Consider the following 21,944-nt stretch of genomic DNA (forward strand, 5'->3'; position numbering starts at 1 on the left):
GCTGCGTTCTTCAAATTCCTCATGGCCTTTTCGATCTGGCCCCATGTGGACAAAAGGATGTCCTTCCCGCGCAAGAACTTGGAAAGGGTTGACTTCTGCACCCTGGAGGCCTCGGCCAACCGCGACAGATTGAAATCGTTCTCCGACATGAACAGCAGCACGCGCTTGCGGTACCGCTCGGCAGGCTGAGCAAATTTTTTCATACCCGAATTGTTGCGCAGAGGAAACAATCTGTCAACACATCGTGCGGTTTCCTGGAAACAAAAATACTGCTAGAAGTTGCGAGAAAGGAAACTTGTATGGAACAAATAGCGGATTATCAGCAGGGCTGGGATGAAATTATCGAGGCCGTGCGCGCGCTTGTCGCCGCCGGGACCAAGAAGGCCCAGATAGCCAGAATGCTTGACGTAGACCGGTCCACCATCACCAAGTGGCTCTCCGGCTATGGCGGCAGGAAGGTTGCCCAGGACGACATGACCAGGTACCGGAAACTGCTTGGCTTGCCAGGCCTCCCCTCTTCGCCAGCCAACGCCGCCCAAGGCGCGCTATCCACGGACATCGGCCGCGAACTGGCCGAGATTCGCGAACAGTTGACCGCCGCAGGCCTGCCCGAGGCGGAAATCCAGGAAGAACTACGCGCCTGGCTACGCGCCCGCCGCGCGGACCCTACGGCCACGCCCTACGGCGGTTGCGTGCGCGAACCGCACCGCGCATCCGTCCAGGAGCCCAAAAAGCCCTACACGGCACCAAGCAAAGAAGACGACACCCTGCAAACATGAGAGGACAAGACCCTGTCCTGGAGGAACTTTTTTGCGCGCACGCGATACGTCCATTGAATATAAGCGGCCTTTTTTCATGGTGATTTAATCGGAAAACAAATCAAAAATGGAGAGGGGGGGGGACGATGTTTGCAATATTATTCAATCTTATATTGCTGATCCTGGGACTTTTTTTCCCCGCCGCTATTTCCGTGGTCATCCTGATTGCGTCCGGCTATTTCCTGTTCCCACAGATCATGGCCTCCTCGACTTTCTCCCCAAACCCGGACACCTTCCTGCGGGAGGAAATCGAAGTCATCCTCAAGTACCCGCTATTCTTCAAATACCCCTTCGGCTCACGCAGCATCAGCGCCTTTCTCTCCGGGCTGCAATTCTTTGTGGCCCTCCCCGTGGCCGGCATGCTGATCTACCGCGAACAGTACCCCTTCATCCTGGCCGCCGCCGCCACGTTCTTCATCTGCCTGCACCTGCGCCCAAAGCTGGACCCGGTGTTCTTCCTCAACGAGGCCAAAAGCAGGGCCAAAGACCCAAGCATGTTCTTTACATTCGCCCGCGAGCTGACCATCATAGAAAGCATCCTCTTCAAGCTGGACCCCAGAAACGAGCCGCAGGACGATGAAGCATAGAATCTACGTCACCATCACCCTCCTCCTGCTCCTGGGCCTCCCCGCCCACGCCGAGGAGGCCCACTTCCTCAAGGCCATCGACGGGGACTCCATCCTTGTGGAGCTCCACGGCGTGCATACCGAGGTCCGTCTCCTGGGCGTGGACGCCCCCGAGTACGACCAGGACCCTTGGGGCGACAAGGCCAAGGACTTCGTGCGCGCGTTCTGCCTGCGCGGCCTGCTGGATCTGGAATACGACTTGGACAAACACGACCGTTACCATCGGCTTCTGGCCTACGTCTGGTCCAACGGCGAAATGCTCAACCTGGAGCTGGCCCGCGCGGGCCTGGCCTTCCCGGTCTACTACAAGCCCAACAAGAAGCACCTGGACGCCCTCAAGGCCGCCAACGCCGAGGCCAAAGCTGCAGCCTGCGGCTTCTACGCCCCTGGCGCCGAAGTTGTTTTCCCTGCGAAATGGAGAAAGGAGAAGAGATAATGTATATTTACTGCAGCGAAACAAATAAAGTTGGAATTCCCGGAGCGTCTATATTTTGCCCATTTTGCAAACGCCACACAAATCTTCAGCTTATTGCAAATTATGAAATCAACAATGGGCCTTACCATGTCAGCATAAATCGTTGCACAAACGTAGAATGCAAAGGAATTATATTCCTTATTAGAATGGGAACCGACGTCCTAGCCTCATATCCCCAAGAAGCAATTCCCTTCGACACATCGGGCATACCTGAATCTGTCTGCGCCTGCTTCCAGGAGGCCCTCACCTGCCGCACCAACAACTGCTTCATTGCCTCGGCCATCATGGTGCGCCGCACCCTGGAAGTGATCTGCGACGACGTGGGCGCGCAAGGGGGCAACCTCTTCCAACGCCTCGACGACCTGAAGACCAAGGTCACTCTCCCCATGGCCCTCCTCGACGCCGCCCAGGAGCTGCGCATCCTGGGCAACGACGCGGCCCACGTAGAGGCCCGGGACTACACGGCCATCGGCCCCGACGAACTGGACGTGGCCATCCTCTTTGCCCAGGAAATCATGAAAGGCCTCTACCAGTACCAGGACCTCCTCGGTAAGCTCCAGGCCCTGAAAAACGGCAGCCAAGCCTAGCCGCGCACCATGCCAAACGCCCACGCCTATGAACGCGCCTTCGTAGCCCGCTGCGTGGAGCGAGCCCAGACCCTCGGCCTCTCCCACTCGGAGCTTGCCCGCCGCGCCTGGCCAAACCACGGCGACCCCGGCCGCCGCTGGCGCACCATCCGCAACGGAACGGCGCGTTTAACGATGGATGACGCCATTAGTTTAGGAAACGTCCTTTGGGGGCAGCACAGTAAAGGCCTTAAGCACAATGCTGGAGGGAGTATAAATTGAGATTACAAAATTTTCTGATCGATACGCCTCTCTATGAAGAGATCAACACCGATCAAGATTATGCCTACGATGCGGAAACTGGCGAAACTATAGAACTTGAAACAATCATTGACGAGTTAGACAAGCCAGATAAAACCATTGAGGCATATTGCCCACAATGTAAAAACAACTCTTTTTTGATAAATCAAATGGGCCTAAGAAACATTGACAAACCTTTAAGACAAATAGTCATTCTAGTACCAATCTTTATTCAAATTGAATTTAAATGCCAGAGATGCAATTCACGATTTCATTTTGACCTCCTGCTTACGCCACATAATTTCGAATATCTCACTCTTATGAAAGTAGGCCAACACCCGTCCTTCGCCGACATCAAAATTGCTGCTGCCAAAAAATACAGCAAGGCTCTCGATAAACCATACTTTTCCGAACTAAACAAAGCCATAGGTCTTGCCGCCCATGGGATCGGAACAGGGGCTTTTGTTTATCTGCGAAGGATTTTTGAAACCCTTGTGGACGAGGCGGTAACAGACGCTGTTGGTTCCGGACAGCTAAAGCCAGAAGACCTTCAAGGAAAACGCGTGACGGAACGCATCGGCATGGTAGGGGACGCCCTTCCTCCCATTCTTGTGGAGAATAAGGCTGCGCTCTACAACGTTCTCAGCAAGGGCGTCCATGAACTTTCCGACGATGAATGCCGCGCGCATTTTCCGCTTATGAAAACCATGATCGAGCTCATCCTCGATCAGAAGCTAGCCGCCCAGGAAAAAGAAAAGGCCGAGCGCGAAGCCCGGGCGGAACTCGCAAGACTCAACGCGGCAATGAAATAATAATTTCTGCCCCCGCCACCATCGCCCCGCCCACTCGGCGGGGCTTTTGTTTCCCCTTCTCCTCGGTTTGTTGCGCACTTCGAAATTTTTTGTTGACCGCAATGTTTCCTGCTGGCAACATATATTCAACATCAGGCGCAACATCTTGCCCGAGCGCCAGGCGACCGTCCCCGCGACATCGCACCGGGGAAACGGCCAGCGCCGGATCGGATCAAGGCTGGTGTTGGGAGTTCTTTGACAGCCGACTACTTGCTGGGAGCCACCCGTTCCGGGAGGCCTGGGGCGTAGATTCCGCTTTTCTTCGCCAGCGCTTCTCTCATCGCCGCATCGAACTGCGGCGAGGCGGCCAGGGCGGAAAACTTCTCGTCCATGGAATGGTCAGCCATCCGTGAAAAAAACTCGGTCCTCGAAATCGCGGCCTCGATCCTGTTCATCCTCACATCCACCCACACGCTCCCCGCGACCAGAGCAGCGACATTCACGACGAACAAGACAACAACAGCATGCTTTGCCACCCACACACGCATGACATCGCCCCAGTTAGTAATCGTTACAACCAATTACAGAAACTATTCGCACGGTGGTGCCGGGCTTCGGCCTCTTCTGCTGGCTCAAGTAAAATCGGACGGCATAATCGGCCTCGGCGCGGCTAATCTTTCTGTAGGCCAAAACTTCATAAGTTACGCCGTGTTCATCGTCCTTCACCACATTTTTTACATTCGGCATTTGCATAATAGGAGAACACTTACAAAGGCCGCATCAAACATCAAGCAAAAACAAGGAGCGGAACATGTGCGACATCATTCCCTTCACGCCAACGCTTGACCTCACCCACCCCAAAGAGGCGCGCCTGCGCGCCCTCGTGGGCGGACGCCCCGTGCGCGGCGTCACGGCCCCCAACGTGGTGGAGCTGCGCGCCAAGATGCGCACTCTCCGCCCCGCCGCCCTCATCAACCACTTAAACGAAACCCCGCCGCCCCCGGCGGCGTAGAGGCGGCCTGACCATGTCCCGCCCCACATCCCCCGAGCGCGCGCAACTGGAGGCCCTGGTGACCATGGGCGCGCAGGACCTGAGCCTGCTGGCCCACTTCCTGGCCGAGGCCGCCCTGCAGGACGCCGGGGCCGTGGCCAGGAACCCCAAGGAGGGCCCGAGAATGACCAACCCCGGCCCGGACCGTGGCGGCCTGCGCACCTACGACGTCGAATACACCCACCAGGGCGCCGCGCGCACGGCCCCCGTGCTGGCCCGCTCCCGCCGGGACGCCCGCCGCCGCTTCCAGTCCGCCGCGGGCGACCAGGCCGAAGTAACCGCCGTCACCCGGCGCGGGGAGGGTGGGACATGCAGGAATTGCTAGCGGCATCGGGACCGTATTTTGACCTCGTGGTCACACTCGCCTCCATTTGGTGCTTTGTCCTTGGGTGGCGGGCCTACCGCACGGCTGCATTTGCCCAGGCCGCCATGTTCTTCTCCCTCGCGGCCTTGCTCAAACCATAGGAGCCCCATGCTGCGCATCCCCGAACCGCCCCCGACCTTGTGGGACATACTGACCACCCCCTGCGGCCTGACGGTCCTGTTCCTGGCCGCCCTGATCTTCGCGGCCCTGCTCTGGAACGCCAAGGAGGACGAATGAGCGCCTATAATTTCCAAAAGCAATTCGCGGGCAAGGTGGAGAGCGGCGACAAGCGCCAGACCATACGCGCCGACGGCAAGCGCCGCCACGCCCGCCCGGGCGAACGCGTGCAGCTCTACACGGGCATGATGACCAAGGCCTGCCGCAAGCTGGTGAACCCGGACCCGATCTGCACCAGCGTGGAGCCCGTGCGCATCGCCTATTCCGGCCCCACCGGCCAACCCCACGTCACCGTCTCCGGCCACCCCCTCACCCGCCCCGAGATCCGCGCCCTCGCGCGCGACGACGGATTTGAGAACGTCACGTCCATGTACGCCTGGCTCGAAAAGACCCACGGCCTGCCTTTTCGAGGCGTGCTCATCAAATGGCGTCCGGAAGCGGCATGACCATACGGCCAGGCACCCGCTCCATGCCCACCCGGTTGCACTCAGTCCTCGGGCTTGGGACGTCGGGCGGGAACCCAACCTCCCAAGCGGCAGTCGTCGCGGCAGATGGACTTGGCCCGCCCCATAATCTCCCCTGCCGGAGTCCAAGCATAAAAGCAATTCGCCGGCACCTTGAGCAGCACAACCCTATAAGGCCGATCGCAGGTCATACAATTCCATGGCAGTCTAGACATGACACATACCTCCACAGCTATAAATGTATGAATTTATGAATGGTACATGCCAAATGACCCATGGTAAAAGCGATTTTGTCTGCCCGATAAGAAACATAGGAACTTTTCGCAATCCGACATGAAGGCAGCGGTCCAATGCCGTCACAGCATTATTGCGGCCACAGCCTCATACAGAATGTCATGAAAACAATAACGGCAGGGGAGTTCCTGGCCGTCCGCAAAGAGCTTGGCTGCGAACCGGACAATGAAGCCGCACATTGGCAAGAAAGGGTGCGTACGCAAACTATGCGACCTGCTGCACGAAAAGCCACTCAGGAGTAGCCCATGACCACCGAGCAAAAGAAACAACCCCCCATACCCGCCAGCGAGGTTGCCAAGGCCCTGGGCCTCACGGTAGGCACGGTAAATGCTCATGCGCAGGAATGGGGAGGAAAGAAGCTGGGGCGATCCTGGTACTTCCACCCCGACGTATGGGACATGCTCTTTGACAATCGAAGTGCCTGTAATCCCAAGGAGGATTACAATGCCAATCAGAAAGAAGGACAAGCACGGCCGCATAGCGATCTATGGCCGGGTGCGCATCCGGGGGCAGGAACGCGCCAAGAAGTGCAAAACCATGGCCGAAGCGCGCGCTTGGGAAGCGGCGTTCAAGGCCGCAGCCTCGACGAACTGGAACCAACCCGACACGGTATCCCTGCGTGAGCTGGCCAACTCCTATCTGGATGATGTGCAAGCCCGTTGCAGTCACCGCCACTACCAGGACGTGGCCCGGGGCCTGACGGCGTTTGTTCTGGCCATGGGCGCAGATACCCCGGCCCAGGATATCCGCAAGGGCTCCGTGGCGCAGTTCCTCAAGGGCTTGGCCCGTCGCAAAGGCCCCAAGCGGGCAAACCGCATCCGGGTGTTCATCGTCGGCTGCTGGAATTGGGCGAGATATGAATGCGAATTCCCGCCAACCGGCCAATGGGAAACCCGGCCCTTCAAGACAGAGGAGCCCCGCCGCCCCGTCTACTCGGGCGAGGAATTGGAAAAGCTGCTCAAGGCGGCGGATGACGACTGGCGCGTCATGCTCACCTGCTACATCGAAACGGCCGCCCGCAAACAAGAGCTGTTCCACCTGCTCTGGCAAGACGTGGACCTGGAGGCCAAAACCATGCGCCTGCGCACACGCAAGCGGCGCGGAGGCATGGAAAGCGACCTCTGCCCCCTGCCGGATTACGTATGCGACATGTTGCGCGAGCATCGCCTGCGCGTAGGCCCGCAAAAACACGTCTTCACCCGGCCGGTGGTACGCATGGTGGGCGGCCGCCGGCTTGAAACCCGCGAGCCCTTCAGCCGGGACACGCACATGCTCCAGACCATCGCGGAGCGTGCAGGCGTCGAATACAAGGGCTTCCACGCCATCCGACGCTTTGCCGCCACCGTGGTGGGCAAGGAGCTCGGCATCGGCGCGGCCTATGACCTTCTGCGCCACCGAAACTACTCCACCACAGACCGCTACATCCGTCCCATGGTCGGGCAGGATCGTGCCCCCGGCGTGGCCGACCTCTTCAAAAAACGAACAGGCTGACGGCCCCCGAGGGGGGAGTCAGGGGGGAGTCGTCCACCTAGCAAATAGACCGCTCCCGCCCAGACAAACCGTCAACCTGTTGAAATCCTTTGGTGCCGGAGGGGAGAATCGAACTCCCACACCCATACAGGCGGCAGATTTTGAGTCTGCTGCGTCTACCAGTTCCGCCACTCCGGCTATGACCGGCAATTCCTACGCAAGGCCCCGCGCGGAGTCAAGGGGTATGCGGCCCGGACCGACCCCGATGCGGATTTTCCCGCGCCAGCCAACCCTATTTCCCCTGCGCCCACCTTGCGGGCCTCATCTAGCCGCCTGTATTGATTGAACAATCAATCACTCCAACCCGGGCTCTCCCGTCCGCGAAAAACCAATTTCAATACTCTGGAATCCTTGGATTTTACACTTGCAATCCCCCCCTCCCCAGGTGTATCCAGGAAACACGTTCGGGCCACAAAGGCAGCGATGCAAGGGAGCACCGTATGTCTCGTGTCGGCAGCATCAAGTCCATTCTGGTTTCCGGTTTCGTGATCCTGGGCGCGCTTCTGGCCGCCATTGCGATCAAGGGTTTTTGGGGGGAGGCGCTGCCTGACGTAGGCGGCCTGCCACCCGAGAAGATCATGGCCACCCTGGCCGTGGCGGGGCTTGGCGTCTCCTGCGCCACCTCCATGTGGGCCCTCAGGACTCTGCGCACCTCCTCCTCCATCCTCGTAACCGCCATCAACAGCGTGGCCGCCGGCGACATGAACGCCAAGGCCGAGGGCGACATGCCGCGCGAGATGCTCGAAATCCGCGACGCGGTGCGGGGCTTGCTCGGCGCCCTCAAGCTGCGCGTGGGCCGCGCCGAAAGCGTGGTCAAGAACCTGCCCATGCCCTTCCTGATGATGGGGGCCGACGAGCGCTGCATGCTCACGAACCAGGCCTGCCTGAACATGCTGGAACTGGGCGGCCCGGTGGAGCGCCAATACGGCCGCACCATGGCCGAAATCTTCTACGAGGACGCCAGCCGCAAGACCTTCATCAGCCGCTGCATCCAGCAGGGCGAAAGCCTCGTGAACCTGGACGTGCAGATCGAGGGCCGCAAGGGCGGCATCGTGGACGTGCTGGCCAACCTCTACCCCCTGGACGATCTGGACGGGAACCGCGTGGGCGCCTTCGGCATCTACACCGACATGAGCGTGGCCAAGCGCCAGGAACGCCACATCGTGGAGCAGAACAAGAACATCACCGAGGCCGCCGAGCACGCCGGGCGCATCTCCCAGCAGACCGCCGCCGCCTCGGAGGAGCTCTCCGCCCAGGTGGAGCAGACCGCCACGGGCACCCGGCAGCAGCGCCAGCGCACCGTGGAGGCGGCCACGGCCATGGAGGAGATGAGCGCCTCCATCATCGAGATCGCGCGCAACGCGGGCCTGTCCGCCGAAAACGCCAAGGACGCCCGCGACAAGGCCGAAACCGGGCGCGGCATCATGGACGACGCCCTGGCGGCCATGGCCAAGCTGCGCGAGCAGTCCAGCGAGCTCAAGGACAGCCTGGGCGACCTGGGCCGCCACGCCAAGGACATCGGCTCGGTGATGAACGTGATCACGGACATCGCGGACCAGACCAACCTCCTGGCGCTCAACGCGGCCATCGAGGCCGCCCGCGCGGGCGACGCCGGGCGCGGCTTCGCCGTGGTGGCCGACGAGGTGCGCAAGCTGGCCGAAAAGACCACCGGCGCCACCCAGGAAGTGGGCGACGCCGTGAACCGCATCCAACAGGGGACCACCCGCAACATCAAGGCCATGGACGAGACCCTGGCCAGCATCGACGAGAGCTCGGACTTCGCGGAACAGGCCGGAAGCATGCTCAGGGAGATCGTGGACATCGTGGGCGCCACCAGCGAGCGGATCACCAGCATGGCCACGGCCAGCGAGGAGCAGTCCGCCGCCGTGGAGGAGATCACCCAGTCCATGGACGCGGTGAACACCATCAGCGCCGAGACCGCCGAGGCCATGGAACAGGCCTCGCGGGCCGTTCTGGAACTTTCTCAGCTGGCCCAGGAGTTGAACACCGTCATCGACGACCTGGCCACTTGAGCCCGCGCTGGCGACGCACGGGAAAAGGACCGCCGCCCCCGGAGGGGCGGCGGTCCTTTTGTCCGCGGTCCGGCTCAAACGGGCAGCGCGGAATCCGTGAACGGGTGCGGCCCGGCGAATTCGAAACCGCCCCCCGGCACCAGGGGGAAATGCGTGGCCACGCGCCAGCCGCCCTGTCCTGGCCCGGCCAGGTGCAGGGCCAGGCCCGGCGGCTCGGTCATGAACTGCGGCGGCCCGTCCGTGGCCAGGTCCAAATGCAGGGGCATGCCCACCGAGGGCGCTGTGCAGGCCTGGGCTCCGGCGAAGCGCGTGGCCACGGGCAGATGCAGATGCCCGCAGCACACGGCCAGGACGTTGCCCGCCCCGCGCACCACGGCCGCCAATTCCCCGGAGCCCCCGAAGGCCAGGTCCATGCCCGGCACGCCCACGGCGAAAGGCGGATGGTGCATGAACAGCATGACGGGCCCGGCGTGGTCCAGGGCCCCGCGCAGCCAGTCCAGGGCCCCGGCGTCCAGCGCGCCCCCGGGGCGGCCCGGGACCAGCGTGTCCAGGCCCACCAGGCGCACGCCGCCCGCGTCCTCCGCGAACTGGATGCGCCCGCCCGGCCCCCGGCCGCAGGCCCCGGGCAGCGCCGCCAGGCCAGAACGCATGCGCGCGCGCTGGTCGTGGTTGCCGGGGAGGGCCAGGCACGGCGCGTCCAGGCCGCCGAGAATTCCCGCTGCCGCCTCGTAGCCCTCGGGCTGCCCCGAGTCGGCCACGTCGCCCGTGAGCACCACGACGTCGGGCGCGGGGTCGAGGGCGTTCAGCCAGTTCACGGCCCGGGCCAGGGCCCCGGCCGTGTCCGCCACGCCGCAGGCCGTGCCCGTGGCCGTGAGGTGGCTGTCGGATATCTGTGCGATGAGCATGTCCGCCCTCCCCTATTTGATGCCAGCGCGCATGAAGCTCTGCACGAACTGCTGCTGGAAGAGCAGAAAGCCCACCAACAGCGGGGCCACGGCCATGAGGGTGGCCGCCGAGATCACCGAGAAGTCCACCCCGGACTCGGGCGCGCCGAAGATGGCCAGGCCCACGGTGAGCGGCCGCGTGCCCACGGAGTTGGTGATGATGATGGGCCACAGGAAGTTGTTCCAGTGCCAGCTCACGGACACCAGACCGTAGGCCACGTAGGTGGGCTTGCACACGGGCACGAAGACCTTCCACAGGGTGCGCAGGGGCCCGGCCCCCTCCACCCGGGCCGCGTCCTCCAGCTCCTGGGGCACCTGCATGAAGGCCTGGCGCAACAGGAAGATGCCGAAGGCCGAGGCCACGTAGGGCAGGGAAATCCCCGCAATGGTGTCCACCAGGTTCAGCCCGCTCATGATGCGGTAGTTCTCCACGATCAGCTGGTCGGGCATGATCATCAGTTGCAGGAGCACCAGGGCGAAGGCCGTGTTGCGCCCCGGGAACCTGAAGCGCGCGAAGGCGTAGGCCGCCAGGGTGCAGAGGACGAACTGCCCCGCGAGGGTCATGGTGGTGTACAGGAACGTGTTCAGGAAATACTGCGCAAAGGGCGCGGTGCTCCAGGCGTGGCGGAAATTCACCAGGGTCAGCGGCGCGGAGAGGTCGAAATGCGCCAGATACGCCGGGGGATGGAACGCGGCCCAAAAGGCGAACAGCAGGGGGAAGGCCCAGAGCGCGGCCAGGAGCCACGCCCCGGCCTGGGTCAGGATGTCCGAGAACTTCATGTCAGCCTCCCTATTTGTAGTGCGTGCGCCGCTCAAGATAGAAGAACTGCGCCAGGGCGATGGCGGCCAACAGCGCCAGCAGCACCACCGTCAGGGTCGAGGCGTAGGCCGTGTCCCAGAACTCGAAGGCCGTCTGGTAGATGTAGTACAAGAGCAGGGACGAGGCGTTGTCCGGCCCGCCCTTGGTCATGATGAACAGCTGGTCCACCACGCGGAAGGAGTTGATGGTGGCGTTGACCAGCACGAAGACCGTTGTCGGCATGAGCAGCGGCCAGACCACGCGCCGGAAGGTGCGCCAGCGCCCGGCCCCCTCGATGCGGCAGGCGTCCAGCAGCTCCGGGGGCACGGCCTGGAGCGCGGCCAGATAGAAGACCATGAAGAACCCCGATTCCTTCCACACGGCCATGACCATCAGGCAGGGCAGCGCCGTGGACGGGTCGCCCAGCCAGTTGTGGGAATGCACGCCGAACAGGGCCAGGACGTTGTCCACCAGCCCCACCTGCGGGGTGTAGAAGAACAGCCAGATGTTGGCCACGGCCACCATGGGCAGGATGGTGGGAGTGAAATACGCGGCGCGCACGAACCCGCGCCCGGCGAGCCTGGCGTTCACGCACAGGGCCATGGCCAGGGCCATGCCCACGCTGGCCGGGATGGTGCCCAGGGCGTAGAGGAAATTGTTGCCGAGGGTCTTCAGGAAGACCTCGTCCTCCAGGAGCCAGGCGTAGTTCTCCAGGCCGATGAACTCGGCGGGCGACGCGCCCTTGGGCGTGGTGAAGAAGCTGGCCCGGATGGTGGACAGGATGGGATAGTGGGTGAAGGCCACCAGGAGGATGGCGGCGGGCGAAAACAGGAGCCAGCCGTAGACTTGTCTGGATACGCGCATTGGGACTTCCCGGGGCCGGTTGTGATGCTACTTGTAGCCGCGCAGCACGCGCTCGGCGGACTTCTGGGCCTTGGCCAGGGCCTTGGCCGGGTCGGAAGCGCCGGTCAGGGTGGACTGGATGGCGTCGTCCAGGAACTTCTTCACCCGCGCGGTCTCGTGGGTGGAGAACTCGGCCACGGCGTACTTCAGCTGGTCGCGCGCCACGGCGGCGGCCGGGAACCCGGCGGCGTACTCCTTGAGGGCCTCGGTCTGGTAGGCGGCCGCGGAGGTGCCCACGTAGCCGGTGCCCATGGACCACTTGGCGCTCTGCTCGGGGGCGGTCATCCACTGGATGAACTTCAGGGACGCCTCGCGCTCCTCGGCGGAGGCGCGCTTGAAGACGTAGAAGTTGCCGCCGCCCGTGGGGCTGCCCAGGCGCTTGTTGGCCGGGAGCATGGCCACGCCGAAGTCGAAGGAGGCGTTCTTCTTCACGGCGGTGAGGTTGCCGGTGGAGTGCCACATGATGGCGGTCTTGCCCTCAAGGAAGGTCTGGCGCAGGGTGCCCCACTCCACGGTGCCCTGGGGCATCACGCCGTGCTTCCCGCCCAGGTCCTTCCAGAAGGTCAGGGCCTCCACGGCGGGCTTGGAGTCGAAGAAGACCTTGTTGCCGTCCTGCATCAGCTTCTGGCCGTTCTGGATGCACAGGGCCTGGAACATCCAGTAGGGGTAGCCCGTGGAGGGAATCTCCACGCCCCACTGGGAGACCTTGCCCGAGGCGTCGCGCTTGGTCAGCTTCTTGCCCATGGAGACCAGCTCGTCCCAGGTGGCCGGGGCGTGCTCGGGGTCCAGGCCGGCGGCGCGGAAGGCGTCCTTGTTGTAGTACATGACGATGGTGGAGCGCTGGAAGGGAATGCCCCAGACCTTGCCGTCGATCTGGCCGTTCTCCATCAGGCCGGGGTAGAAGCTCTTCATCCACTGGCGGTCGGCGTCGGTCTTGGCCAGCTCGTCGAAGGGCACGATGAGGTCCTGGTCGCGCAGGTCGAAGGCGTCGATGGAGAACAGCACGGACAGCTGCACGGGCTCGCCGGACTTCAGCGCGGCCATGGCCTTGGTGCGGGTGTCGTCGTAGTTGCCCGCGTACACGGCCTTGATGCGCACGCCGGGGTTGTCCTTCTCGTAGTCGGCGATGAGGCCGTCCACGATCTTGGTGATGGGTCCGCCCACGGACACGGGGTAGTACATGGTCAGGTCCACGGCCATGGCCTGGGCCCCGAGCGCGATGCTCAGGACGAGGGAGGCCGCAATGATGCTCCACAGTTTACGCATGATGAATCTCCGTCGGGTTTGATGGTTCGGGTCTCGAGTATTTTTGGGCCAGGTCCGCCGACCGTCAGGCGGCTCCCCTCTGCGCCCAGGCCTCCTGGATGGAGGGCTGGGCGTTCCTGCCGCTGGCGCGGTCGAAAAGATGTTGATGCTCCGGCTCCCAGCTCAGGCAGACCTCCTGCCCGGGGGCCAGGAAATGCTTGCCCTGGCAGCGCACGCAGACCTCCTCCCCGCCGCGGATGGCGCAGCTGACCAGGGTATCCGCGCCCAGGTATTCGGTCTTTTGCACCTGGGCGGGCAGCCCGCGCTTGGCCAGACGCACGTTCTCCGGGCGCACCCCGGTGAGCAAGGCCGCGTTCTGGGCGTTGGTGAACAGGTTCATGGGCGGGGTGCCGATGAACCGGGCCGCGAACACCGAGGCCGGGCGCTCGTAGAGGTCGGCCGGGGCGTCGTGCTGCACCGTGGCCCCGTCCTTGAGCAGCAGGATGCTGTCGGCCATGGTCATGGCCTCGGTCTGGTCGTGGGTCACGTAGATCATGGTGATGCCCAGGTCCTGCTGCAGCTTGCGGATCTCGCGGCGCATGGCCTCGCGCAGCTTGGCGTCCAGGTTGGACAGGGGCTCGTCCATGAAGCAGATGGGCTTTTCCGAGACGATGGCCCGGCCCAGGGCAACGCGCTGCCGCTGCCCGCCCGAGAGCTCCCCGGGCTTGCGCGACAAGAGCCCGTCCAGGCCCAGGAGGCCGATGGCCTTGTCCAGGCGCTCCTGGATGACCTCGCGGCCGCGCTTGCGGGTGCGCAGGCCGAAGACGATGTTCTCGCGCACGCTCAGGTGCGGAAACAGGGCGTAGCTCTGGAAGACCATGGAAAAGCCGCGCTGGGCCGGGGGCAGGGCCGTGACGTTCCTGCCGCCGAAAAGGATGCCGCCCGAGTCGGGCCGGTCCAGCCCGGCCAGCAGGCGCAGCAGCGTGGACTTGCCGCAGCCCGAGGGGCCGAGCACCACCAGCAGCTGGCCGCTCTCCACGCTGAAGCCCACGTCCCTCAGGGCCTCGTGCTCGTCAAAGCGCTTGCACAGATTCCGGACTTCTATTCTCATGGCGCACCTCCAGTTCGGTGATTGCAAGCCCCAGCAAATGCAGGGGGAAATCGTTCAGGGAGCCGACCACGTAGTCGGCGGACGAGAAATCGGCGTCCAGGGGCCCGTGCACGGGGTCGGGCCAGGCCACCACGGTGAGCCCGGCGCGCGCCGCGGCGAGCACGCCCACGGCGGAATCCTCCACCGCCAGGCAACGCCCGGGGTCCAGGCCCAGGCGCTCGCAGGCCAGGGCGTAGGGCTCGGGATCGGGCTTGCCCCGGCCGTAGTCCCCGCAGTGCAGGGCGAAGCGCACCATGGACCCGATGCCCAGGGCCTCCAGGTTGGCGTCCACCACCTGGGCGTCGCCGTTGGACACGCAGCCCTGGGCCAGGCCCCGGGCGTGGGCCGCGTGCAGCACGGACAGGGGCCCGGGCCTGTGCGCGCAGCCCGGCAGGCCCCGGCGGTAGGTCAACAGACAGGCGTAGCGGAAGGCGTCCAGGGTGTCGGGGATGCGGTGCGCGTCGCGCAGGTGCCGCCACTTCTCGGGCATGGTCTTGCCCAGGAGCGCGGCGTTGTCCGCGGGGGTCAGGACCACCCCGCGCGAGGCGCAGAAATCCAGGATCGTGCGAAAGTGCAGGTCCTCGGTGAGGATCAGGGTGCCGTCGATGTCCCAGAGCACTCCGGCCACGGTCTGCGCGCCGCTCATGCCAGCACCGCCCTGGCCGAATCCTCGTCCGTGACCAGCACCGTGGCGTAGCGCCCGCGCAGCATGGCCCTCAGGGCCGAAGTCTTCTGCGGGCCGCCCGCCACCACGATGGTCATGGGGATGGAGCGCAGGGATTCCATGGTCGGCCCGGTGAAGCGGGCGTTGACCTCGTGGTCCACGACCTCCCCGTCCTCGCCGATGAAATGCCCGAAGATCTCGGCCACGGCCCCGGCGTCGTGCAGGGCCCGGCCCTCCTCCGGGGACAGGGCCCCGAGGACCACGTTGGTGGAGGCGGCGGTCATGTCGCCGCAACCCACCAGGGCCACGTCCACGCGCGCCGCCTGCTCGTGCACCTCGGAGAACCCGGCCTGGGCGCGCAGCACCCCGCAAATCTCCACGGACGGCGCGTACATGGGCGCGGCGATGTACAGGCACTTGGCCGCGCGCAGGCGCTTGGCGTATTCCGAGGCGATGGAATAGGGGTTGGTGGCGATGCTCACGGGCAGCCCCCCGAACAGGGAGACCACCGTGTTGTCCCGCGTGCCGCTGTAGTAGGGAACCCCGCCCAGGCTGCCGTGCAGGGTCGCGCCCCAGCCCAGGCCCAGGGCCTGGCCCTCCTCCAGGGCGGCGGCGGCGTATCCGGCCGCGGCCTCGCCCACGGCCTTGTAGAGCGCCCCCGGGTCCTCGGGGGTGGGCACCACCACGGCCCGCCGCAAGCCGAAGGCCCGCTCCAGGTCGAATTCCAGCCCGGCGCAGGCCGAAAGCCCGGAGTTGATGGACACCTGCACCAGCCCCACCTCGCGGCAGTGCTGCAAAAGCCGGTTCACCCGCACCCGGCTGATGCCGATGCGCTTGGCTATCTGGGCCTGGGTCAGGCCCTCGTTGTAGTAGGCCCAGGCCACCCTGGCCTTCAGGGCCTCGTCCCTTTCCAGTTCCTTGTTCACATGGCCTCCCGAGGCGCGCCGCAGGGCGCGCACAAATGTTCAGCCACCGAACGTATGTAAATTTGGATAAAAAAAAAGGGGGGCGGGCCAGACGTCACGCAAAGTCCACAGGACCGTAACCCTTGACTAAAAACGTCACGAAAAAGCCCCCGCGCGGATTCCGCGCGGGGGCTCGAAAGGCAGGGAAGGAAGGCCTTACAGAGTTTTCTGAAAGCCGCTCCAGCTTGGGTGCAGGCCGTTCAAAAATAGTGAGATGCAAGGCGCAAGGGAAATTCAAGGCCGACGCGTACTCCCCGTACGCGAGGGTTTGGATTTTCCGCAGCAGCGTAGCGACGCCGCAGATCGCTGTTTTTCAACGGCCGTTAGAGGTTCGAAAGGATGATCTCCCCGAACTCCTTGCAGCCAACCACTTCGGCGCCCTCGATCTGGGAGGCCAGGTCGATGGTCACGCGGCGTCCGGCCACGGCCTTGTCCACGGCCGCGTGCACCAGTTTGGCGGCCTCGCCCAGGCCCGCGTGCTCCAACAGGAGCGCGCCGGACAGGGTCACGCTGCCGGGGTTGGCCTTGTCCTGGCCCGCGATGGTCGGGGCGGTGCCGTGGGTGGCCTCGAAGAAGCCCAGGCCGTCGGACATGTTCATGCCCGGGGCCAGGCCCAGCCCGCCCACCTGCGCGGCCAGGGCGTCGGACAGGTAGTCGCCGTTCAGGTTGGTGGTGGCGATGACGCTGTAATCCTTGGGGTACATGAGCACGTTCTGGAACATGGCGTCGGCGATGCGGTCCTTGATGACCACGGGCTTGGCGCCGCCCTTGGCGGCCTCCTCCTCGGTCATCACCGTGTCCGCGAACTCCTCGGCGGCAACCTCGTAGCCCCAGGCGCGGAACGCTCCCTCGGTGAACTTCATGATGTTGCCCTTGTGGGACATGGTCACGCTGGGCTTGCCCTGGGCCACGGCGTAGGCCAGGGCCTTGCGCACCAGGCGCTTGGAGCAGCGGGCGGTCATGGGCTTGATGCCCACCCCGGCGGACGGGTCCACGTTGGCGCCCATCTCGTCGCGCAAAAAGGCGATGAGCCGCTGGGCCTCGGGGGTGGCGGAGGCGTATTCGATGCCCGCGTACACGTCCTCAGTGTTCTCGCGGAACACGATCATGTCCACGTCCTGGGGCCGCTTCACCGGGGACTGGACGCCCTCGTAGTAGCGGATGGGCCGGATGCAGGCGTAGAGGTCCAGGGTCTGGCGCAGGGTCACGTTCAGGCTGCGGAAGCCCTTGCCCACGGGGGTGGTCAGGGGGCCCTTGATGGCCAGCTCGGCCCCGGACAGGGCGTCCAGGGTGGCCTGGGGCAGATATTCGCCGGTCTCGGCAAAGGCCTTCTCCCCGGCCAGCAGCTCCACCCAGTCGATGGCCTCGCCCGGGCCGCAGGCCTTGGCCACGGCGGCGTCCAGCACGGGCTTGGCTGCGGCCCAGACTTCCGGTCCGATGCCGTCGCCCTCGATGTAGTAGACGGTCTTGCTCATTATGCCTCCAAAAATCGATTTTCCAGCACACGTGACCGCAAGGCATAGAGCAATGCAACGCGTTTGTCCATGACGGGGCGGCGGGGATGAATGGCGCGGGCGGGCTCTAAGGCTGGAGGGAATCCACGGGCACTTTGGCGTCCTGGTCGTCCCAGCGCCCTTCCCTCCAGAGCTGGCGCAAGGTCCGCTCCAGCAGCGGGATCAGGGCCGCGTTCTTCTTGTGCACGTAATGGTAGAGATAGGTGTCGTTGATCACGGGCCGCAGCTCCCGCACGTCCCCGGCCCCCTGCTCCAGCCTGGAGAGAACGGACCGCGAGCTGTAGCGGGAGCCCAGGACCATGTCCACGCGGCCGCGCAGCAGGAGATCGAACAGGCCCTCGTAATCCTTGACCAGGGTGGCGGGCCGCCCGGCCAGCAGCTTCTCGGTCCAGAGCACCCCCTGCACGCAGCCCACCCGCGCGGAGTCCAGGAGGTGGTCGGCATAGCCGCCGATGCCGCTGCCGCGCAGCACGTAGGCCACGCCCACCATACGGGCCACGGGCACGTCCACGCGGCGCAGGTCGGGATAGGCCTTGCAGATGTTCGAGACCCGCCCGGCCTCGCCGTCCACCTGGCCGGCGTTCGCGCAGTGCAGGGAGCGCTTGTGGGGCATGGGCAGGAAGCTGACGTTCAGCCCGACCCGGCCGTACACGGCCATGAGCCGGTCGCGCACCAGCACGTGGATGCGCGCGCCCGGGTCGTAGCTCACCGTGTAGACCCGCTGCGCCTCGGCGGCGGCCGACGGCGGCGGCGCGCCCAGGGCGAGCGCGGCCAGCAAAACGCCGCAGACAAGGCGCGGCCAGGCCTTCCGAACAGACTTTCGCATAATAGGGTTATCTACCGGATCACGGCGAACGTGTCCAGGCGGGAGCCGGGGCAAGCCCCCGGCGGACGGGCCTAGGCGACGCTCTCCACTCCGGGCGCGGGCGGAACGCACAGGCAGGGCGGGGACGCGGACATGTCCTCCCTCCCCTCTCCTTCCGATTCCTCCCCGCCGTCCTCGCCCGGCACATGGCCGATGACGCCCCGGCGGTCGCGCACGAAGGAGTTGCCCTGGATGCCCTTGGCGTACTTCTTCATCTCCGCGGCGCGGTGCCCCAGGAGGGAGAGGTCGCACAGGCCCCGGCAATCCACCACGGCCAGGGACACGGACACCAGGGGGAACTGCTGGACCTTGCCGTCGCGGCCCCTGGCCTCGATCCAGCCCCGCTCCCGGTCCGCCGGGGTGTACAACCCGCGCACCAGGCGCTTGAAGCAGCGGATCACGCCCTGGCAGATGCGCTCGGCGCGCTCCGGGCTGCACATGGCCACGAAGTCGTCGCCCCCGATGTGGCCCAGAAAATCCTTGCTGGAGTCGCCGTGGCGGCGCACGGCCCACTGCATGACCGTGGCGATGAGCTTGATGATCTGGTCGCCGTTCTTGAAGCCGTAGGTGTCGTTGTAGACCTTGAAGTTGTCCAGGTCGGCATAGATGATGGCGAAGGCGTCGCCCGTGTTGCAGCGGCGCTCCAGATCCAGCTCGATGACCACGTTGCCCGGCAGTCCGGTGAGGGGGTTGGCGCCCTTGGCCATCTCCACCTGGGCCGTGGCGATGACGCCCATGATGCCCTGCACCGAGGCCACCCCGGAGAGCAGCCCCCGCTCCGTGACCACGATGTGGTCGAAGACCTTGTCCTTGGGCCGCTTCATGGCCTCGCGGGCCACGTTCTCCACGGGCAGGGTGCTCTCGGCGTACAGGGGCGAGGGATCCATGATCAGGCTCACGGGCCGGTTCAGGTACAGGGCCACCCCGTACTGGGAGGACAGGGCCCGGTCCAGGTGGTGGCGCATGACCAGACCCATGGGCCGGTTGTTGTCCACCACCACGGCGGAGCCCATGGGCCCGGCGCCCCTGAGCAGCTCCTTGACCTCGGCCACGGTGCATTCGGGCGAGACGTGGGGCACGTCGTCAAGCAGCTCCTTGAGGGGCGAGACGATGCCCCGGTCCCCGCGCACGGGCCTGCCCGAGCGCGAGAACAGCCGCTGCACCTCCGGGGACAGGCCAGGCTTGGGGTTCCCGGGCCGGGACAGGAAAAAGCCCTGGCCGTAGTGCACGCCCATGCGCATCAGGCTGATGAGCTCGCCCTCGCTCTCGATGCCCTCGGCGATGAGGCTGCAGCCGATGTTGTCCGAGAAGGTGACCAGGGTTTCGAGCAGCGCGCGCTTCACCGGGTCGTGGTTGATGCCGCGCACCAGGGACATGTCCACCTTCAGGTAGTCCGGGCGGATGTTGGCGATGGTCCAGAGCCCGGAATAGCCCGTGCCCACGTCGTCCACCGCCACCTTGAAGCCCTGGCTGCGGTAGTGGTCCAGGGTGCGGTGGAAGAGCTCGAAATCGCGCACGCTGTGGCGCTCGGTGATCTCCAGGACCACGTCCTGGGGCGTGAGGCCCACCTGCCCCAGAAGCGCGGCGGTCTCCCCGGAGCTGAAATCCGGGTCCACCAGGGTCCTGGGGTGCACGTTGAGGAACAGGCACTGGTCCTGGCCCAGGGTGCCCAGGCGGGTGATGGCCCCTTCGCGGCAGCAGCGCTCCAGGGCGAAGACCTGGTCCACCTCCTCGGCGAAGTCGAAGAGCACGGCCGGGGAATGGAAATGCGAGTCCACGGGGCCGCGCGTCAGGGCCTCCCAGGCCTTGATGCCGCCGTTGTCCAGGCTGACGATGGGCTGGAACACGGGCTGCAGGGCCTCGCCGCCCACGATCTCGCGAAATTCCCGCAGCAGGGCGAGCTTGCTCACGTCCAGAAGCCCGGCGGCCACGCGCCTGGCGTCGGACAGGGCGGCGTACACCGTGTCCTCCAGGCTGGTCTCCACCCGCCTGAAGGCCCCGTACCCGGCCAGGACGTTCAGGCCCTGGCCGCTCAGGTTCAGGGCCTCCTGCTTGACGCGGCTCTTGAGCTTCAGGCGCAGGCTGAGCACCAGGTCGCCCAGCTGCTTCTGCTCCCAGCCCGCGTCCCCGCACAACAGCAGGAAGCGCCCGGGCTCCAGGCGTTCCAGGAAATGAATGCGGCAGCCGCCCAGGAGCTCCACCCGCAGGTTCTTCAGCTCCTCGTCCACGGCGGCCAGGATGCGGTTCCCGGCCAGGCTGCCGTAGATGTCGTTGAAGACCTGGAAGTTCTCCACCTCCACGTAGAACAGCGCCATGACGCTTCCGGTGTCCAGGAAGGCCTCGATGCGCTCCCGGCCTCCCGGTCGCATGAACGACAGCTGCGAGCCCTTGTTCCCGTCCTCCTGCGCCTGTCCAGCCTGGTCCCTGGCGAATAGCCCGGAGCCGAATCCCCTCACGGCCTCCAACATGTCACAATCTCCTGATGGTTCTTTCGGCGGCGGGAGGCGCGAAAAACGCCCTGCGCCGCAGCGCCCGCCGACCTTCATGCCGATGCGTTAGCCCAATCCCGGCCGGGCGAATGGTCGCGCGCATGGAAATCCGGTGACTATTTCATGTCGATCCGAAACGCGGCGAAACGGATAAAGCCCCGCAAAGCACGGGCTGCGGGAGGATCGTCCCCCTGCCCGCCCCGTCCGGGCCATCCCGTTTCCGAATGCAGCCGAACCAAATTGTTTTTCTGTTCACTGTGACGATACTTTTTGGTATACAAGGGTCAGTCCGACCAAAGAAACTGCAACCGACCGCAAGTCAGGGCAGTGCCGACGGGCCCCCAGGCGTATCAGCGGCGGCAATGGAAACTCAAACGGACCGAGACGGCCATGACGGATTTGACCGGAATCACCATTCTCGTTCTGGACGACGAACAGATGGTTCGAGAAAACCTGGAGGCGTTCCTTGAGGACGAGGGGCTCACGCCCCTGACGGCCAGCAACGGGGAAAAGGCCTTGAGCATCCTGGCCGAAAACTCCGTTCAGGTGGGCATCATCGACATGCGCCTTCCGGGCATGGCGGGCAGCGAATTCATCGTCCGCGCCCACAAGGTCAGCCCGGACACCAAGTTCATCGTCCACACCGGATCCACCAACTACAAGCTGCCCCAAGAGCTTCGGGAGGTGGGCGTCACCTACGACGACGTGTTCATCAAGCCCCTGGCGGACATGAACGTGGTGCTCACGGCCATCGCCCGCCTCACCAACCGCTGACGCAGGCCGCTGAAAAACAGCGATCTGCTGCGTTGCTGCGAAAAAATCAAAACCTCGCGTACGGGGAGTACGCTTCGGTCTTGATTTTTTCTTGCGCCTTGCATCTCACTATTTTTGAGCGGCCTGCGCACGGCAACCTTGTG

General features: G+C 64.6%; 23 protein-coding genes and 1 tRNA gene. 12 read left to right on the forward strand and 12 right to left on the reverse strand.

From position 1 onward, the window contains the following. Nucleotides 1-299 precede the first annotated feature (299 nt). The 5 genes from ACYYG1_RS08885 to ACYYG1_RS08905 all read left to right on the forward strand — a co-directional run bounded on the left by ACYYG1_RS08885 (nucleotide 300) and on the right by ACYYG1_RS08905 (nucleotide 3,597). A complete protein-coding gene (locus ACYYG1_RS08885; protein WP_461209947.1) occupies nucleotides 300-779 on the forward strand; it encodes a helix-turn-helix domain-containing protein in 480 nt (159 codons plus the stop codon). 152 nt (nucleotides 780-931) lie between these two features. Then, nucleotides 932-1,405 carry a hypothetical protein gene (locus ACYYG1_RS08890; protein WP_461209948.1) on the forward strand — a complete coding sequence of 158 codons (474 nt, stop codon included), beginning with the start codon at nucleotides 932-934 and terminating at the stop codon, nucleotides 1,403-1,405. Then, a complete protein-coding gene (locus ACYYG1_RS08895) occupies nucleotides 1,395-1,880 on the forward strand; it encodes a thermonuclease family protein (protein ID WP_461209949.1) in 486 nt (161 codons plus the stop codon). Before ACYYG1_RS08890 ends, ACYYG1_RS08895 begins: the two co-directional genes overlap by 11 nt. Before the next feature lie 185 nt (nucleotides 1,881-2,065). Beyond that, complete coding sequence (locus ACYYG1_RS08900; RefSeq protein ID WP_461209950.1) at nucleotides 2,066-2,506, forward strand: DUF4145 domain-containing protein; 441 nt, start codon at nucleotides 2,066-2,068, stop codon at nucleotides 2,504-2,506. 257 nt (nucleotides 2,507-2,763) lie between these two features. After that, on the forward strand, nucleotides 2,764-3,597 hold the full coding sequence (locus tag ACYYG1_RS08905) for a hypothetical protein (RefSeq protein ID WP_461209951.1): 834 nt from the start codon (nucleotides 2,764-2,766) through the stop codon (nucleotides 3,595-3,597). Nucleotides 3,598-3,842: 245 nt separating this feature from the next. Here the strand turns inward: ACYYG1_RS08905 and ACYYG1_RS08910 are convergent, their stop codons facing one another. Continuing rightward, nucleotides 3,843-4,031 carry a hypothetical protein gene (locus ACYYG1_RS08910; protein WP_461209952.1) on the reverse strand — a complete coding sequence of 63 codons (189 nt, stop codon included), beginning with the start codon at nucleotides 4,029-4,031 and terminating at the stop codon, nucleotides 3,843-3,845. Nucleotides 4,032-4,387: 356 nt separating this feature from the next. Between ACYYG1_RS08910 and ACYYG1_RS08915 the strand changes: the two genes are divergently transcribed. The 5 genes from ACYYG1_RS08915 (at nucleotide 4,388) to ACYYG1_RS08935 (ending at nucleotide 7,417) form a co-directional block, all read left to right on the forward strand. Then, complete coding sequence (locus ACYYG1_RS08915; RefSeq protein WP_461209953.1) at nucleotides 4,388-4,588, forward strand: hypothetical protein; 201 nt, start codon at nucleotides 4,388-4,390, stop codon at nucleotides 4,586-4,588. A 13-nt stretch (nucleotides 4,589-4,601) separates the two neighbouring features. Then, nucleotides 4,602-4,952: a hypothetical protein gene (locus ACYYG1_RS08920; RefSeq protein ID WP_461209954.1), complete on the forward strand. Its 351-nt coding sequence runs from the start codon at nucleotides 4,602-4,604 to the stop codon at nucleotides 4,950-4,952. A gap of 147 nt (nucleotides 4,953-5,099) precedes the next feature. Then, the gene (locus tag ACYYG1_RS08925) at nucleotides 5,100-5,228 is read left to right on the forward strand and encodes a hypothetical protein (RefSeq protein ID WP_461209955.1); all 129 of its coding nucleotides are present in this window, start codon (nucleotides 5,100-5,102) and stop codon (nucleotides 5,226-5,228) included. Next, the gene (locus ACYYG1_RS08930) at nucleotides 5,225-5,614 is read left to right on the forward strand and encodes an ASCH domain-containing protein (protein WP_461209956.1); all 390 of its coding nucleotides are present in this window, start codon (nucleotides 5,225-5,227) and stop codon (nucleotides 5,612-5,614) included. Before ACYYG1_RS08925 ends, ACYYG1_RS08930 begins: the two co-directional genes overlap by 4 nt. Nucleotides 5,615-6,370: 756 nt before the next feature. After that, nucleotides 6,371-7,417 (forward strand): tyrosine-type recombinase/integrase, encoded by a 1,047-nt coding sequence (locus ACYYG1_RS08935; protein ID WP_461209957.1) that lies wholly within the window; start codon nucleotides 6,371-6,373, stop codon nucleotides 7,415-7,417. Between the two features lie 90 nt (nucleotides 7,418-7,507). On the opposite strand, the gene ACYYG1_RS08940 is transcribed toward ACYYG1_RS08935, so the two are convergent. Continuing rightward, a tRNA-Leu gene (locus tag ACYYG1_RS08940) sits at nucleotides 7,508-7,594 on the reverse strand. Between the two features lie 302 nt (nucleotides 7,595-7,896). Here ACYYG1_RS08940 and ACYYG1_RS08945 point away from each other — a divergent pair. Further along, the gene (locus ACYYG1_RS08945) at nucleotides 7,897-9,489 is read left to right on the forward strand and encodes a methyl-accepting chemotaxis protein (RefSeq protein ID WP_461209958.1); all 1,593 of its coding nucleotides are present in this window, start codon (nucleotides 7,897-7,899) and stop codon (nucleotides 9,487-9,489) included. Between the two features lie 74 nt (nucleotides 9,490-9,563). On the opposite strand, the gene ACYYG1_RS08950 is transcribed toward ACYYG1_RS08945, so the two are convergent. The 10 genes from ACYYG1_RS08950 to ACYYG1_RS08995 form a co-directional block, all read right to left on the reverse strand. After that, on the reverse strand, nucleotides 9,564-10,394 hold the full coding sequence (locus ACYYG1_RS08950) for a phosphodiesterase (protein WP_461209959.1): 831 nt from the start codon (nucleotides 10,392-10,394) through the stop codon (nucleotides 9,564-9,566). A 12-nt stretch (nucleotides 10,395-10,406) separates the two neighbouring features. After that, on the reverse strand, nucleotides 10,407-11,213 hold the full coding sequence (locus tag ACYYG1_RS08955; RefSeq protein WP_461209960.1) for a carbohydrate ABC transporter permease: 807 nt from the start codon (nucleotides 11,211-11,213) through the stop codon (nucleotides 10,407-10,409). A 10-nt stretch (nucleotides 11,214-11,223) separates the two neighbouring features. Beyond that, the gene (locus tag ACYYG1_RS08960; RefSeq protein WP_461209961.1) at nucleotides 11,224-12,096 is read right to left on the reverse strand and encodes a carbohydrate ABC transporter permease; all 873 of its coding nucleotides are present in this window, start codon (nucleotides 12,094-12,096) and stop codon (nucleotides 11,224-11,226) included. A gap of 27 nt (nucleotides 12,097-12,123) precedes the next feature. After that, entirely contained in the window at nucleotides 12,124-13,401 is a 1,278-nt protein-coding gene (locus tag ACYYG1_RS08965; protein WP_461209962.1) for an ABC transporter substrate-binding protein, read from the reverse strand. 64 nt (nucleotides 13,402-13,465) lie between these two features. Continuing rightward, nucleotides 13,466-14,491, reverse strand: coding sequence for an ABC transporter ATP-binding protein (locus ACYYG1_RS08970; protein ID WP_461209963.1), 1,026 nt, complete (start codon nucleotides 14,489-14,491; stop codon nucleotides 13,466-13,468). Then, nucleotides 14,454-15,176: an HAD family hydrolase gene (locus tag ACYYG1_RS08975; protein ID WP_461209964.1), complete on the reverse strand. Its 723-nt coding sequence runs from the start codon at nucleotides 15,174-15,176 to the stop codon at nucleotides 14,454-14,456. The genes ACYYG1_RS08970 and ACYYG1_RS08975 overlap by 38 nt, the downstream gene beginning before the upstream one ends. Then, complete coding sequence (locus ACYYG1_RS08980; RefSeq protein WP_461209965.1) at nucleotides 15,173-16,120, reverse strand: sugar-binding transcriptional regulator; 948 nt, start codon at nucleotides 16,118-16,120, stop codon at nucleotides 15,173-15,175. The genes ACYYG1_RS08975 and ACYYG1_RS08980 overlap by 4 nt, the downstream gene beginning before the upstream one ends. A 362-nt stretch (nucleotides 16,121-16,482) precedes the next feature. Next, entirely contained in the window at nucleotides 16,483-17,634 is a 1,152-nt protein-coding gene (gene icd, locus ACYYG1_RS08985) for an NADP-dependent isocitrate dehydrogenase (RefSeq protein WP_461209966.1), read from the reverse strand. Nucleotides 17,635-17,740: 106 nt separating this feature from the next. Further along, nucleotides 17,741-18,451, reverse strand: coding sequence for a substrate-binding periplasmic protein (locus tag ACYYG1_RS08990; protein ID WP_461209967.1), 711 nt, complete (start codon nucleotides 18,449-18,451; stop codon nucleotides 17,741-17,743). Nucleotides 18,452-18,570: 119 nt separating this feature from the next. Further along, nucleotides 18,571-21,006, reverse strand: coding sequence for a GGDEF domain-containing protein (locus tag ACYYG1_RS08995; protein ID WP_461209968.1), 2,436 nt, complete (start codon nucleotides 21,004-21,006; stop codon nucleotides 18,571-18,573). 411 nt (nucleotides 21,007-21,417) lie between these two features. On the opposite strand from ACYYG1_RS08995, the gene ACYYG1_RS09000 reads away from it, so the two are divergent. Next, a complete protein-coding gene (locus ACYYG1_RS09000; RefSeq protein ID WP_461209969.1) occupies nucleotides 21,418-21,801 on the forward strand; it encodes a response regulator in 384 nt (127 codons plus the stop codon). Nucleotides 21,802-21,944 lie beyond the last annotated feature (143 nt).

The organism is Desulfocurvus sp. DL1XJH-121, assembly GCF_054819825.1.